At 73.2% G+C, this 15,165-nt stretch carries 10 protein-coding genes; 5 read left to right on the forward strand and 5 right to left on the reverse strand.

What is annotated here, in order from left to right; translation table 11 throughout:
• Positions 1-60: 60 nt before the first annotated feature.
• The 3 genes from DWV08_RS12410 to DWV08_RS12420 form a co-directional block, all read right to left on the reverse strand.
• Positions 61-2,256, reverse strand: a complete 2,196-nt coding sequence (locus DWV08_RS12410) for a sugar phosphate isomerase/epimerase family protein (protein ID WP_115414083.1) — start codon at positions 2,254-2,256, stop codon at positions 61-63.
• Positions 2,257-2,261: 5 nt separating this feature from the next.
• Positions 2,262-3,266, reverse strand: coding sequence for an alpha/beta hydrolase (locus DWV08_RS12415; RefSeq protein ID WP_115415020.1), 1,005 nt, complete (start codon positions 3,264-3,266; stop codon positions 2,262-2,264).
• Between the two features lie 209 nt (positions 3,267-3,475).
• On the reverse strand, positions 3,476-3,832 hold the full coding sequence (locus DWV08_RS12420; RefSeq protein ID WP_115414084.1) for an L-rhamnose mutarotase: 357 nt from the start codon (positions 3,830-3,832) through the stop codon (positions 3,476-3,478).
• Between the two features lie 186 nt (positions 3,833-4,018).
• Here DWV08_RS12420 and rhaI point away from each other — a divergent pair, with 186 nt between their 5' ends.
• From rhaI to DWV08_RS12440, 4 genes are all read left to right on the forward strand, one after another.
• The gene (gene rhaI / locus DWV08_RS12425) at positions 4,019-5,197 is read left to right on the forward strand and encodes an L-rhamnose isomerase (RefSeq protein WP_115414085.1); all 1,179 of its coding nucleotides are present in this window, start codon (positions 4,019-4,021) and stop codon (positions 5,195-5,197) included.
• Between the two features lie 2 nt (positions 5,198-5,199).
• Entirely contained in the window at positions 5,200-7,278 is a 2,079-nt protein-coding gene (locus tag DWV08_RS12430; protein ID WP_115414086.1) for a bifunctional aldolase/short-chain dehydrogenase, read from the forward strand.
• Positions 7,275-8,897, forward strand: a complete 1,623-nt coding sequence (locus tag DWV08_RS12435; protein ID WP_115414087.1) for a rhamnulokinase — start codon at positions 7,275-7,277, stop codon at positions 8,895-8,897. Before DWV08_RS12430 ends, DWV08_RS12435 begins: the two co-directional genes overlap by 4 nt.
• 160 nt (positions 8,898-9,057) lie before the next feature.
• Positions 9,058-10,284, forward strand: a complete 1,227-nt coding sequence (locus DWV08_RS12440) for an ATP-binding protein (RefSeq protein WP_244923643.1) — start codon at positions 9,058-9,060, stop codon at positions 10,282-10,284.
• 18 nt (positions 10,285-10,302) lie between these two features.
• Here DWV08_RS12440 and DWV08_RS12445 read toward each other — a convergent pair whose 3' ends face one another.
• On the reverse strand, positions 10,303-11,616 hold the full coding sequence (locus DWV08_RS12445; RefSeq protein ID WP_115414089.1) for an ABC transporter substrate-binding protein: 1,314 nt from the start codon (positions 11,614-11,616) through the stop codon (positions 10,303-10,305).
• Between the two features lie 197 nt (positions 11,617-11,813).
• Between DWV08_RS12445 and DWV08_RS12450 the strand changes: the two genes are divergently transcribed.
• Positions 11,814-14,105, forward strand: coding sequence for a family 78 glycoside hydrolase catalytic domain (locus tag DWV08_RS12450; RefSeq protein WP_115414090.1), 2,292 nt, complete (start codon positions 11,814-11,816; stop codon positions 14,103-14,105).
• Between the two features lie 42 nt (positions 14,106-14,147).
• Here the strand turns inward: DWV08_RS12450 and DWV08_RS12455 are convergent, their stop codons facing one another.
• Positions 14,148-15,158: a LacI family DNA-binding transcriptional regulator gene (locus tag DWV08_RS12455; RefSeq protein ID WP_115414091.1), complete on the reverse strand. Its 1,011-nt coding sequence runs from the start codon at positions 15,156-15,158 to the stop codon at positions 14,148-14,150.
• Between the last annotated feature and the right edge of the window lie 7 nt (positions 15,159-15,165).

A 15,165-nucleotide genomic window follows, 5' to 3' on the forward strand; every position in this document is an offset into this window, starting at 1 on the left:
ACGGCCGGAGCCGTGGGCCGCGCGGGACCGCCGGAGGCGGAGGCCGCGGGGCCGGCCTCGTCAGCGCGGGGTCACGCGCACCCGCACCTCGGCGTCGTAGCGCTGCGAGGAGCGCATGCCGCCCCGGTACCAGGCGAGGACCGCCCGGTGCGGGTCGCCGGGCACCGCGATCGGGCGGAAGTTGTCCGCCGCGGAGCCCTCGGTGACGGGGCTCCACCGCCAGGTGGCGCCGTCGTCGTCGGTCGCGCCGTGGAAGATCTCGTGGTGGGCGAGCGCGCCGCCGTCGCGCGGATCCACCGGGGTGGAGAGCCACAGCGCGTCGGGATCGTCGGGATCCACCGTGGCCAGGCCCGTGTAGTCCTCCTCGTGCGGCATCAGCTGGGGGCCGGCGACGGCGAGCTCGCGCACCTGCCAGGCCGACTCGCCCGGGCGCAGCACGCCGCGCAGGAAGCGGTGGTCGATGGGGTCGGTCTCGTGGCGGCTGGTGGCGGTGCCGAGGGTGTCGTCGGCCCGGGCGGTCATGAGCGCCACCAGGGTGCCGTCGGGGAAGCGGCGCAGGTCCGTGGTCCAGGCGTGGGTGAGCACCGCGCCGTCCCGGGTGGAGCCGTTCTCCAGCACGCAGGTGAGGTCCTCGGCGCGCGGGGTGGGGTCGGTGAGGCCGCGGCCCAGCGCCCCCACGGCGGTGCCGTCGGCGCGATGGAGCCGGTCGCCCGCGAGGTAGCCGTGCCAGATGGAGGTGCCGTAGTCGCGCGGGTGGTGCTCGGTGATGATCAGGTCGATGCGGTCCTCGGTGCCGAAGCGGGTGCCGGAGGCGTAGCGGGCGTAGCCGTTGACGTAGCCGACCTTCTCGCGGGTGAGGAGGCGGCCGCCGAACTCCCAGGTCTCGCCGTCGTCGTGGGAGACGAGGTAGCAGGGGTCGTCGTTGATCGCGCGCACGAAGCAGTGCAGCACCCCGTCCAGGGCGTGGAGGTTCTGATAGGTGACGCCGCGGCGCCCGCCCAGGCGCTCGGCCTCCTCCGCGCTGCCGAACAGCGCGGTCCAGTCGAAGGAGCGCTCCGGGCCCCAGCTCCCGGCGGGGTCGGCGCTGTCGCTGAGCCGCCACCGCGTGAGGTCGTCGCTCTTGTGACGGCTGTAGACGGCGAGCCAGCGCCCGTCCGTCCGGCGCCACAGCGCGGGGTTGTCGTGGTCGTCGGATTCCAGGCCCGGATGCAGCGTGAGCGTGGAGGCGGCGCCCTCCTCCCCCAGCCGGTCGAGGTCCACCACGTGCAGGTCCACGTCGCCACCGCGACGCTCGCCGTCGGCGCCGCCCACGGAGGCGACCGCGCCGAGCAGGAGGGTGCCGGTCGCGGCGTCGACCAGGGCGCGCTCGTCCTGGAACCAGCACCAGCCGCCGTTGGCGGTGACGGCCGCCTCGCGGGGCCCGTCGGCGCTCGAGCCGGCGGGGAGCGCGGCCGACGGGGCGGTGGGGGCCGAGGCCGGTGCGGCCGACGGGTCCGCGGCGCGCACGGCGGCCAGCGCGTCGGCCGCCTCGGCGGCGAGGTCCTGCCACTCGCACTCGATCGAGACGGCGCCCTGGTAGCCGCCCTCGCGCAGCGCGGTGAGGAACGCGGCCAACGGCCAGTCGCCCTGGCCGGGCGGGCGGCGGTCGGTGTCGGCGAGGTGGGCGTGGGCGATGCGGCCCGCGTGCCGGCGCACCACCTCGAGGTCCTCGTGCTCGCGCATGAGGTGGAAGAGGTCCGCGACCACGCGCATGTCGCCGAGGTCGTGCTCGTCGAGGAAGGCGATGGCGCCGGCGAGGGTGGTGATCTGGTCGGTCTCGCCGCGGTGCAGCGGCTCCAGGATCGCCTCCAGGCCCTGCTCCGCGGCGAGGTCGCGGGCGAGCCGCACGCTGCGGGCGAGCTGCGCACGGGCCGCGGCCGGTTCCACGCCGTCCGGGGTGCGGCGGGCGGCGCCGCTGCCCAGCACGATCCTCGCCCCGGGCCGGGCGCGCCGGGCGGCGGCCGTCATCACCAGGCGCAGATGCCGGGCGAGGCGGTCCTGATCGGCGGCGGGGTCGGCGAGGCCGAGATCCGCCGGGGCGATCACGGCGAAGGAGGGCGCGGGCTGCCAGGCGTCGGTGTGCGGCGCCTCCTGCCAGGTGCCGTGCTCGTCCTGGACCAGCAGGTTGCGCAGCACCGTCGGCTCGACGTAGTCGGCGCCGGCGGCGTAGGCCGCGGCGGTGTGGGCGCGGTCGGTGAGGATTCCGTGTTCGGGCATGGTGCTCAGAGCTCCTGGAGGATCGCGGCCATGCGGTCGCGGGATGCGGCGGCCTGGGGCAGGCCCACCTTGTTCAGGTGGCCGTGGGTGACGCCGCGGCGCACCACGTGCTCCACCTCCACACCGGCCGCGGCGAGCTGCTCGGCGTAGCCGCGGGCGCTGGCGCGCAGGTCGTCGTACTCGTCGGACTCCACGTAGGTGCGCGGCAGCAGCGCCAGCTGCTCCGGGCCGGCCAGGCCCGGGAAGTCGTGGGCGGTGGCGCGCTCCAGCGGGGCGCCGAGGTAGTTCTCGTTCATCTGTCGCATCTTCGCCGGGGAGAAGGCCAGGTGCTCGGGCAGGCCGGCGAGCGCCTCCGCCTCCTCCGCGGTGGGCTCGGGGTTCAGCGGGTGGGTCACCGGGTACATGAGCAGGGAGGCGGCGGGGGCGCGGCCCTGCTCGGCCAGGCGCAGCGCCGCGGCGGCGGCGAGGTTGCCGCCGGCGCTCGCACCGCCCAGGGCCAGGCGCTGCGGGTCGATGCCCAGCTCCGTCGCGGAGGCGCGGGTCCACTCCACCGCGGCGATCACGTCGTCGCAGGGGATCGGGGCGCGCACGTTCAGGGTCTCCGAGGTGCCGGGCAGGCGCCGGGCAGGGCTGCCGCCGGCGGGCTCGTCGCACAGCCGGTAGTCCACCGAGACCACCACCGCGTCCGCCCGGCCGGCGATCCCGCGGGCGGTGTGATCGCCCTCGGGCATGTCGAGGTCGCCGTGCTGGAAGGAGCCGCCGTGGCAGAACACGAGCACGGGGCGCGGCCCCCCTGGCTCGGCGGTGGGGGTGTAGACGCGCACCGGGACCGGGCCGTGCGGGCCGGGCGCCTCACGGTCCTCGATGCGCAGATCCCAGATCTCCTGCCGGCCGTAGGGCGCATTCCAGGCGAGCTCCGCCTCCGCGGTGAGCGGTCCGTGCTCGAGGGCGCGGGTCAGGGTGCGCAGCCGCTGCTCCATCGCGGCGGGGGCGGTGGCGGTGCGGGACATGCGGGCTCCGATCTGGGGGTGGGAGGCGGGCCGGGTGCGGAGGATCCCGCGCGTGCGCGTCATCGTCGCGGCCGGTCGCTGCGGTACAGACTAGGCAGGGACGACACCGTGGTCAAGCGCTTTCCGGCATGGTCTCGGACGGTGAGCGAAGGGTCGGCCCGACGCAGCGCACCGGTCCTGCCTGCGAGCGCCGGGGACACCGCCGCCGGTCAGGCGAGGTGGAAGTACTGCGGCAGCACCTGCTTCTCCCCGCCGCCGGGCGCGAAGTACTCGCTCATCGCCGCCTCCCAGCGCGGGCTGATCGCGGCCCGGGAGATCGCCTCCTGCGCGGCGTCGACGTCGTCGGCCTCGAAGTAGCCCACCACCATGCCGTCCTCGGCGCGCAGGAACAGCGAGTAGTTGCGCCATCCCGCCTCCGTCAGCGCCTCGCGCATCTCGGCCCACACCTCCTGGTGGGCGGCCACGTAGTCCACCAGCCTCTCCGGGCGCACGTGCAGCAGGAAGCAGCAGCGGTGCGGGCTGCGGGCGGGGCTGGCGGCGAGCAGGGCGTCGAGCTCGGTGGCCATCGGGGCTCCTCCGGCGGGGTGGTGGGGGTCTGGGCGGGGCCGATCCGTGCTTGTTCAGACCTTCAGTCGAATGATAGATTCAAGGTTGAGTCGTTTCAAGCATGGTATCGGGCAGATCCGCGTCACCGATGCAGTGCACACCAACCCGTCACCGAAGACGGGCAGTTCGTCCCGAAGGAGCCACCCATGCCCACCCCCACCGTCCTGCCCGCCGAGGTCGCCCGCGATCTCGAGGAGTTCTCGATCGAGGTGCCCAGCTGGGCCTACGGCAACTCCGGCACGCGCTTCAAGGTGTTCTCCACCCCCGGCACCCCGCGGGACCCCTTCGAGAAGATCGCCGACGCCGCGCAGACCCACGCGTACACGGGCCTGGCCCCGCGGGTCTCGCTGCACCATCCCTGGGACCGGGTGGAGGACGTCGCGGCGCTGCGCGCGCACGCGGACGAGCTGGGTGTGAGCCTGGGGATGATCAACTCCAACACCTTCCAGGACGACGAGTACAAGTTCGGCTCGCTCACCCACTCCGAGCCGGCGATCCGTCGGCGCGCGATCGCCCACCACCTCGAGTGCCTGGACGTGATGCGCGAGGCCGGCTCGCACGAGCTGAAGATCTGGCTGGCGGATGGCACCAACTACGCCGGGCAGGATTCGATCCGCGCCCGGCAGGATCATCTGGCCGCGTCGCTGCAGGAGATCTACGCGGGGCTGCGCGAGGGCGAGCGCCTGGTGCTGGAGTACAAGTTCTTCGAGCCGGCGTTCTACCACACGGACGTGCCGGACTGGGGCACCAGCCTGCTGCACTGCCTGGCCCTCGGCGAGCAGGCCCAGGTGGTGCTGGACACCGGCCACCACGCGCCGGGCACGAACATCGAGTTCATCGTGGCGCAGCTGCTGCGGCAGCAGCGCCTGGGCGCGTTCGATTTCAACTCCCGCAACTACGCCGACGACGACCTGATAGTGGGCGCCGCGGATCCGTTCCAGCTGTTCCGGATCCTGTTCGAGATCGTGCAGCAGGACGCGCACCGCCCCGCCTCCGGCGTGAACTTCATGCTCGACGAGTGCCACAACCTGGAGTCGAAGATCCAGGGGCAGATCCGCTCGGTGCTGAACGTGCAGGAGACCCTCGCCAAGGCGCTGCTGGTGGACCGCGAGGCCCTCGCGGACGCGCAGTCGCGGCACGACGTGCTCGAGGCGCACGGGATCCTCATGGACGCGTTCTGGACGGACGTGCGCCCGGCGCTCGCGGCGTTCCGCGAAGAGCGGGGCCTGCCGGCCGATCCGTTCGCCGCCTTCCGGGCGAGCGGCTACGAGGAGAAGATCGCCGCCGAGCGCGTCGGCGGGAACCAGATGGGATGGGGAGCCTGAGCATGACCAGCACGCACACCACCGCCGCCGGCGCAGCCGGCTCGTCGGCCGCCCGGACCGTCGCGGCGCTGCTCGCCCGCTCGAACGCGCTGGGCGCGGATCCGCGCAACACCAACTACGCCGGCGGCAACACCTCCGCCACCGGTTCCGCCATCGATCCGGTCACCGGCGAGGAGACCGAGCTGCTGTGGGTGAAGGGCTCCGGTGGGGACCTCGGCACCCTGCAGGAGACGGGCCTGGCCGTGCTGCGCCTGGACCGGGTGCGCGCCCTGCAGGAGGTCTACCCCGGGGTGGAGCGCGAGGACGAGATGGTTGCCGCCTTCGACCACTGCCTGTTCGGCACGGGCGGGGCCGCGCCCAGCATCGACACCGCCATGCACGCCCTGGTGGACGCCGCGCACGTGGACCATCTGCACCCCGATGCCGGGATCGCGCTCGCCACCGCGGCCGACGGCGAGCGGCTCACCCGCGAGTGCTTCGGGGAGTCCGTGGTGTGGGTGCCGTGGCGCCGGCCCGGCTTCCAGCTGGGCCTGGACATCGCCGCGGTGCAGCGGGAGAACCCCGGCGCGATCGGCTGCATCTTGGGCGGGCACGGCATCACCGCCTGGGGCGCGACCTCCGAGGAGGCCCAGGCGAACTCGCTGCGGATCATCGCCGAGGCCACCGCGTTCATCGAGCGCACCGGCGCCCCGGAGCCCTTCGGCGCGCACGACCCCGCGCGGGCGGCGCTGCCGGAGGCGGAGCGGCGCGCGAAGGCGTCGGCGCTGTTCCCGGTGATCCGGGGCCTGGCCTCCACCGACGCCCCGATGGTCGGGCACTGGACGGACACCGAGACCGTGCACGAGTTCCTCGCCGCGGAGAAGCTCTGGACGCTGGCCGATCAGGGCACCTCCTGCCCGGACCACTTCCTGCGCACCAAGGTGAAGCCGCTGGTGCTGGACCTGCCGGCCCAGGCGGGCATCGAGGAGTCGATCGCCCGGCTGACGGAGCTGCACGAGGCCTACCGCGAGGACTACTCCGCCTACTACGCCCGCCACGCGGAGGCCGACTCCCCCGCGATGCGCGGCGCGGACCCGGCGATCGTACTGGTGCCGGGGGTGGGCATGTTCTCCTTCGGCGCCGACACGCAGACCGCCCGGGTGGCCGGGGAGTTCTACGTCAACGCCATCAACGTGATGCGCGGCGCGGAGGCGATCTCCACCTACTCCCCCATCGAGGAGTCGGAGAAGTTCCGCATCGAGTACTGGGCGCTGGAGGAGGCCAAGCTGCAGCGCCGCCCGAAGCCCAAGCCTCTCGCCACCCGCGTGGCGCTGGTGACCGGCGGCGGCTCCGGTATCGGGAAGGCCACCGCCGAGCGCCTGGTGGCCGAGGGCGCCTGCGTGGTGATCGCGGATCTGAACCTCGAGAACGCGCTGGCCGTGGCCGAGGAGCTGGGCGGGCCCGATCACGCGGTCGCACTGCGTGCGGACGTCTCCGACGAGGACGCCGTGGTCGCGGCGGTCGCCGAGGCGGTGCTGGCCTTCGGCGGCCTGGACCTGATCGTGAACAACGCCGGGCTGTCGCTGTCCAAGCCGCTGCTGGAGACGAGCGCGAAGGACTGGGACCTGCAGCACGACGTGATGGCGCGCGGCAGCTTCCTCGTCTCCCGCGAGACGGCACGGGTGATGATCGCGCAGGGCATGGGCGGGGACATCATCTACATCTCCTCGAAGAACTCCGTGTTCGCCGGCCCCAACAACATCGCCTACTCGGCCACCAAGGCGGATCAGGCCCACCAGGTGCGGCTGCTGGCGGCGGAGCTCGGCGAGCACCAGATCCGCGTCAACGGCATCAACCCCGACGGGGTGGTGCGCGGCTCCGGCATCTTCGCCGGCGGCTGGGGCGCCTCGCGGGCGAAGGTGTATGGCGTGGAGGAGGAGAAGCTCGGCGAGTTCTACGCCCAGCGCACCTTGCTCAAGCGCGAGGTGCTGCCCGCGAACGTGGCGAACGCCGTGTACGCGCTCACCGCCGGGGACCTCTCCCACACCACCGGCCTGCACCTCCCGGTGGACGCCGGGGTCGCGGCCGCGTTCCTTCGATGAGCGGCGCGGCACGCGGCCAGGAGGCCGGCGCGCGAGCGGCCGACACACCGTTCGCGACGGCGGCCGACGGGGCCGACGGACCGCTCGCGGTGGCGGCGATCGACCTCGGCGCGACCTCGGGCCGCGTGATGCTCGGCGTGGTGGACCACGGCCGGATCGAGCTGGTGCCCGCGCACCGCTTCGAGAACCACCTGGTGGAGCGGGACGGGCATCTGTGCTGGGACCTCGACGCCTTGTGGGCGCAGATCCGGCGGGGCCTCGCCGAGGCGCGCGATCTCGCGCTGGTGCGGGGCCTGCCGGGCCTGGCGTCGATCGGGGTGGACTCCTGGGCGGTGGACTATGCGCTGGTGGGGCCCGACGCCCTCGACGCAGGCGGCGCTGCCGTGCCCGGCAGCGGGGAGCGGCAGGGCGAGGTGATCGCCTACCGCGACTCCCGCACCGACGGGGTCGCCGGGGAGCTCGCCCGTCGTGTCCCCCGCGCGGAGCAGTTCGCCCGCACCGGCATCGCACAGCAGCCCTTCAACACCCTCTACCAGCTCGCGGCGGAGCACCGCCTGGCCGCCCTGCCCGCCGGCAGCACGCTGCTGATGCTCCCGGACATGATCGGGTACCTGCTCACGGGGCGGCGGCGCACCGAGCGCACCAACGCCTCGACCACGGGGATGCTCGCGGCCGACGGCAGCGGCTGGGATCCCGCGCTGCGCGAGGCCGTGGGCGTGGACCCCGCCCTCCTCGCCCCGCTGATCGCCCCCGGCGAGCAGCTGGGCACGGTGCGTCCGGCGCTCGGGGCGGAGCTCGGGATCGGCGAGGTGCCGGTGATCGCGGTGGGCTCGCACGACACCGCCTCCGCCGTGCTCGCGGTGCCTGCCGAGGGTCCGGGGCCGGTCGCCTACATCTCCTCCGGGACGTGGTCGCTGATCGGCCTGGAGGTGGAGGCTCCTGTGCTCACCGAGGAGGCCCGCGAGGCGGGGCTGACCAATGAGCACGGGGTGGACGGCACGGTGCGCCTGCTGAAGAACGTGGCTGGGATGTGGCTGGTGAGCGAGTCGATCCGGCAGTGGGAGGAGGAGGGCGCGCAGGTGGACCTCGCGGAGCTGCTGGCCGCGGCCGCGGCCGTGCCCGGGGATCGCTTCCGCTTCGATCCCACCGCTCCCGCCTTCCTCGCGCCCGGGACGATGGCGGACAGGGTCACCGCCGCGGCCCGCCCGCTCACCGAGGAGCACCACGCCCCCTCCACCCCGGCCGAGCTGGTGCGCTGCATTCTCGAGTCCCTCGCGGAGACGTACCGCGACGAGCTGCGCGCCGCGTGCGCCCTGGCCGGGGTGCCGCAGCCGACGCGGCTGCACGTGGTGGGCGGCGGCAGCCGCAACGCCCTGCTCAACCAGCTCACGGCCGACGCCCTCGGGATCGACGTGGTGGCCGGCCCCATGGAGGCGACGGCGCTGGGCAACGTGGCGCTGCAGTCCCGTGCCCTCGGCGCCTTCACCGGCGGCCGCGCGGAGATCCGGGCGCTGGTGCGGGCGAGCTCGGAGCTGGAGAAGTTCCGCCCCTCCCCTCGGCAGGATGCCCCGTGGGAGGGTGCACGCACACCCGGGGACGCCGTGGCAGGTCGCTCGTAGTCGCCTGCCCGGACACCCAGCAGCTGTGCGGCAGGACGCCCAACAAACGCTTGGCAGGACGCCCAACAGACGCTTGGCAGGACGCCCAACAGGGGATAGCCTCCTGGCAGGAGGTCTTATGGCACTCACGCAGATCGATGGCGGATACCTCCGGCGCTATGTGGACGACGAGCTCGACGAGCTCCTCCCCCACCTTCGCGCCATCGCCCTGGACGGCCCACGCGGCGTCGGGAAGACTGAGACAGCCGGACGCCGCGCCGACGACGTTTTCGCTCTCGACGACCCCGAGGTGCGGCGGCTGGTGGAGGCGGATCCCGACGGAGCCCTCGCACGAGGCGCAACCGTCCTCCTTGACGAATGGCAGCACCTCCCCCAGCTCTGGGACCACGTGCGCCGAGCCGTCGATGCGAGAACCGAGCATCGCTATCTCCTCGCGGGCAGCGCATCTCCAGCTCCCGGCACAGAGACGCACACCGGTGCTGGCCGGATCCTGTCGTTGCGCATGCGCCCGATGAGCCTTGCGGAACGCCCGGGGACAACCCCGACGGTGCTGATCCGGCACCTTTTCGAGGGCGGCGCCGCCATCGAGGGGGAGTCGAACGTCCGCCTCGCCGACTACGCGCGGGAGATCTGCGCCTCGGGCTTCCCCGAGGTGCGTGCGCTCGCGGCCCGCGCCCGTCGGCCCACCCTCGAGAGCTACATCGCCCGGATCATCGACCGGGATGTCCCCGAGAGCGGCACGACGGTCCGACGGCCAGCGGCGATGCGGGCATGGATGACCGCGTACGCCGCCGCATCCTCGACCACGAGGGACTACGTGAAGCTCCTCGACGCCGCGACGCCGGGCGACGCGGACAAGCCGTCCAAGAACACCTCCCGTACGTACCGAGAGACCCTGACTCGTCTATGGGTCCTGGATCCGGTGCCGGCCTGGATGCCGGGGAACGCACCGCTGACTCGCCTCACGCAGGCGCCGAAGCACCAGCTCGCAGATCCTGCCATCGCGGCCTCCCTGCTCAACACCGCCGAAGAGGCCCTTCTCTCCGGAGCTCGTGGCAGGACGGAGCTGTTCGGCAGACTGTTCGAATCCCTGGCCACGCTCACGGTGCGTGCCGCCGGCGCGGCGTGCGAGGCACGGACCCACCACCTTCGCACCCGCGGCGGGGACCACGAAGTCGATCTGCTCCTCGAACGCCACGACGGCGCCGTGGTGGCCTTCGAGGTGAAGCTGGCTCGCACCGTCGATGACGCCGACGCCCGCCACCTGCACTGGCTGGGCGATCAGATCGGCGACCGGTTACGGGACAAGGTGGTCCTCACCACCGGCTCGATGGCCTACCGGCGCCGGGACGGGGTCGCCGTCGTCCCGCTCGCACTTCTTGGGTGAACCGACCATCCCGCCAGGTCACGCCAGGGCGCCGGTCGCCTCCTCGACGGCGGCCTGCGCGGCCTCGTCCGGGGTGCTGCGGCCGAAGAGGACGTCCTCGGCGTGGCGGGAGATGGCGTCGTCCGCCGCGCTGCCGCCGGGCGGGGTGATGGGCGGCGGGTCCCCGAGCTCCTCGGCGATCGCCTCGATGAAGTCCACCGCCTTGCGGTCCGAGTCGGTGAGGTCCTCGGCGATGGCGGCGCGCACCTCGAGGTTCGCGGGCACGCCGCGTTCCACCTGCAGGATCGTCCCGGCGTCGGGGCTGTTGACCATCCAGTCCACGAAAGCGGCGGAGGCCTCCAGGTTCGCCGTGGTCTCGGCGACGGCGAAGTACATCGAGGCCTTGTACCAGAGCTTCGCGTCCGCGGCGGAGCCGGTCATCGACGGCATGCGCAGCACCGTCGCGGTGCCGTCGAGGGCGGCATCGAGGGTGACCACCTGGTTCGACCACTGGGCCTGCAACGCGCACTTCCCGACGGCGAACAGGCTCTGGTCGACGGACTGCCCCGTCTCCTCCACGGCGATCGACGCCTCCGGCGCGGCGCCGCTGTCCTGCAGGCGCAGGGTGAGGTCCCACCACTGGGCGAGCTGCTCGGCGGTGTAGCCGATGCCGCCGTCAGCGGAGAAGCGCTCGCCGCCCAGCTGCCGGAGGAACACCGTCAGCGGCGGGCCGCCGGCGGCGCCGAGCTGCTGGCAGCCGTAGGTGCCCTCGGGCGTGCCCTCGGAGATCCGGGTGGCGATGTCGACGAGGTCGTCCCAGGTCCAGGTGGTGTCGTCGGGCATCTCGACACCGGCCTCCTCGAACAGGGCCGGGTTCGCCAGCAGCACGGGGGCGTTGATGCCCGCGTTCATCGCGTACAGGCCGCCGTCCACCTTGCCCGCCTCGAGGGCGGAGGGGTCGAAGCCGTCGGTGGCGATGGCGGTGGCGCCGAGGTCGGCGAGGATGCCGCGGCTGGAGTACTCGGCGAGGTAGCTCTCATCCATCTGGATGACGTCCGGCGCGTCGCCGCCGGCGACCTGGGTGGCGAGCTTGTCCCAATAGCCGCTCCAGTCCCCCGGCTCCGGGCTGATCGACACCTCGGGCGCCACCTCCTGGTACGCGTCCAGCGCCTGCTGGGTGAGCTCGTCGCGGGTGGCGTTGCCCCACCAGCCGAAGCGCAACATGGTGCCGTCCCCCTCCGCCGCGCGGTCCCCGCCGGAGGCGTTGGGGCCGCAGGCCGCCAGGGCCAGCAGCGTGAGGGAGGAGCCGAGGACGGTGCGTCGGCTCGCGTGCAGCGGGGGGTGTGCGGTCATGGCGATCTCCTTCGATCGTGCGGACGGCCCGCGTGGTGAGCGACAGAGTAGACCCGGGATTGAAACGTGTAAACCCGCCGCGGGGGCACCCCCTGCAGGCCAGCCGCCCTGGCGTGGCGCGCCGACTCCTGGGAGACTGGCTTCGCACTGAGACGTTTCACCCCGCCGCCGATGTCGTGAACCGAGGACTCTCCCCCATGCACCCCGCCCCCGTGCCGGATCGCCCCGCTCCTGCTCTCCCCGAGGCTCTCGCCACGGCCGATGCGCTCGCCGCGACGCAGGAGGGCGGGCGCGCCACCCTCCTCACCCGCACCGTCGCGCTCGCGCGCCCTGCCTCGCAGGTGACCCGCGCCGAGCTGCTCGCCACCGCCCACGGCGTCTACGAGGCACGCGTCAACGGCCTCCCGGCCGACGACTCCGTGCTCAACCCCGGATGGACCGTCTACGAGTCCCGCCTGCAGGTGCAGCGGGTCGACGTCACCGCGCAGGTGCGGGCCGGCGATGACCATGTACGCCTGTCCGCGCTGGTGGGGCGGGGCTGGTGGAACGGCGACTTCGGGTTCGGCGAGGCCGACGCGAACTACGGGGAGGACAACGCGTTCCTGGCCTCCCTCGAGATCACCTTCGAGGACGGCTCCACCCAGCAGATCGTCACCGACGAGTCCTGGACGGCGATCTCCTCCCCGATCACCGCGGCGACGATCTACCACGGCCAGCACGAGGACCGCCGGCTGGAGCCCGGCCCGCCGCGACCGGTGCAGGTGACCGAGATCGATCGCTCCACGCTCATCGCGCAGACCTCGCCGCTGATCACCCGCCACGAGGCGCTGCATCCCACGACGATCTGGACGTCCCCGTCCGGGAAGACCCTGCTGGACTTCGGGCAGAACCTCGTGGGCTGGCTGCGATTCACGGTCACGGGGCCCGAGGGCACCACGATCACCGTGCGCCACGCCGAGGTGCTCGAGCACGAGGAGCTCGGCACCCGCCCGCTGCGCACCGCGCAGGCCACCGACTCGCTCACCCTCGCCGGCGACCCGCAGGGCGAGACCTTCGAGCCCACCTTCACGTTCCACGGCTTCCGGTACGCGGAGGTCACCGGCTGGCCGGGCGAGCTGACCGCCGAGGACGTCGAGGCCGTCGTGGTCCACTCCGCGATCGAGCGCACTGGCTGGTTCGAGAGCTCCCACGCCGGAGTGAACCAGCTGATCAGCAACTCGATCTGGTCCCAGCGCGGCAACTTCCTCGCCGTGCCCACCGACTGCCCGCAGCGCGATGAGCGCCTGGGCTGGACCGGTGACATCGCCGCCTACGCCGCCACGGCCGCCTTCCAGTTCGACGTGGACGATTTCCTCCACAACTGGCTGCTGGATGTGAGGGCCGAGGTCGAGCTGCCGCCGCTGAGCTTCGTGCCCTTCGTCGTCCCGGACATCCTCAAGCTGCGCCGGAACGGCTCCGACCCCTTCGCCGACGGGGAGGAGCCGACGGAGATCCCCACCGCCATCTGGGGCGATGCCGCGGTGTGGGTCGCCGAGGCGCTGTGGCACGCCTACGGCGACCTGGGCCGGCTGCGCCAGCACTATCCCGGGATGGTGCTGCACCTGGAATCCGTGGAGCGGGCCCTGTCCCCGAACGGTCTGTGGGAGGAGGGCTTCCAGTTCGGCGACTGGCTCGATCCGGACGCCCCGCCGGAGGCCGCGGCCGATGCGAAGGCGGACAAGGCCGTGGTCGCGACCGCGTGCCTGATCCGCTCGGCCCGCTTCGCGGCGGAGACCGCGCGCCTGCTCGGCGAGACCGAGGGCGCGGAGCGCTGGCAGACCCTCGCCGACCGCACGCTCGCCGCCTTCACGGCGGAGTACGTGGGCGAGGACGGGATCATCCGCTCGGACTGCGCGACCGTCTACGCGCTCGCGATCGCCTTCGATCTCCTCGAGCCCGCGATCCACGAGAAGGCCGCGGCACGCCTCGCCGAGGTGGTGCGCGAGGCCGGCTACAGGGTCACCACCGGCTTCGCCGGCACCCCGTTCGTCACCTGGGCCCTGTCCGAGACGGGGCACGTGGAGGACGCGTACCGCCTGCTGCTCGAGGAGGGCTGCCCGTCCTGGCTCTACCCCGTCTCGATGGGGGCCACCACGATCTGGGAGCGCTGGGACTCGATGCTGCCCGACGGCTCGATCAATCCCGGCGAGATGACGAGCTTCAACCACTACGCCCTCGGCGCCGTCGCGGACTGGGTCTACCAGGTGGTGCTCGGGATCCGTGCCGCGGAGCCCGGCTACCGCCGGATCCGGATCCAGCCCACCCCGGGCCCCGGCATCGACTGGGCGAAGGGCGCCTACGACTCGGCAACCGGCCGCATCGAGGTGTCGTGGGAGGTCACCGAGCAGGGCTTCACCCTCGAGGTGGACGTCCCCGACGCCGTGGAGACCGAGGTGGTGCTGCCGGACGGCACCCGCCACCTGGTCACGGGCGGGCACCACACCTTCTGAGGGGTCGAGGGAGCCTGCCGGGCACGGGGCGCCCGCTCCCCCTCACCCCGTCGTCGACTCGCGCTCCACCAGGGTCGGCGTGAAGCTCACGTGCCGCGGCGCGGCGTCGGGCCGGGCGATCTCCTCCTCGAGCAGCGCCAGGGCGGTGCGGCCCATGAGATCGGCGGGCTGGGAGACGGAGGTCAGCGGCACCACGGTGGAGCGGGCGAAGGCGATGTCGTCGTAGCCCACCAGCGCGATCTCCTCCGGCACGGCGATCTGGTGCCGGAAGGCGAACGCCTGCAGGACTCCCACGGCGAGCAGGTCGTTCACGCAGAACACGGCATCGGGTCGCTCCGCCGCCGAGCGCTCCACCAGCGCCTCTCCCGCCGTGCGCCCGGCGAGGACGGTGAGATCCTCCGCCGCGATCACCTCGAGGTCCACCCCGGCGGCATCGGCGGCCCGGCGGGCGCCGCGCAGGCGGGCGGCGACCTGGCGCAGGTCCTGCCGGGCGGCCACCGCGCCGATTCGTCGACGGCCCTGCGCCACGAGGTGCTGCACGGCGATCTCGCCGCCGGCGATGTCGTCCACGCTCACGGAGGAGCCGTGCGCCTCCGGGTCGCTCTCCACCAGCACCACCGGGGTGCCGCGGCCGCGGATCGCCTCGACCAGGTCGGTGCTGCCGCCGGTGGAGGCGAGCAGGATCCCGCGCACCCGCTGCTCCTCGAACAGGGAGAGGTACATCCGCTCGCGCCGCTCCCGATTGCCGCTGCTGCCGGCGATCACCATCAGCTGGGAGTCCTCGGCGGCGGCCTCGATCCCGCCCACCAGCTGGGCGTAGAACGGGTTCCCGGAGTCGAGCACGATGGCGCCCACGGTGCTGGAGCGGCCCAGCTTCAGCTGGCGCGCGGCGTCGTTGCGCACGTAGCCGAGCTCGGTGATCGCGGCCTCGACCCGTTCACGGCGGTCCGGCGAGACGATCTCGGGCCGGTTGAGCACGTTCGAGACCGTGCCCACCGCGACGCCCGCGCGGCGCGCGACGTCCTTCATGCTCACCAGGCGGCCTCCGGCCACGGCTCAC

It is taken from the genome of Brachybacterium saurashtrense (genome assembly GCF_003355475.1).
Lineage (GTDB): Bacteria > Actinomycetota > Actinomycetes > Actinomycetales > Dermabacteraceae > Brachybacterium > Brachybacterium saurashtrense.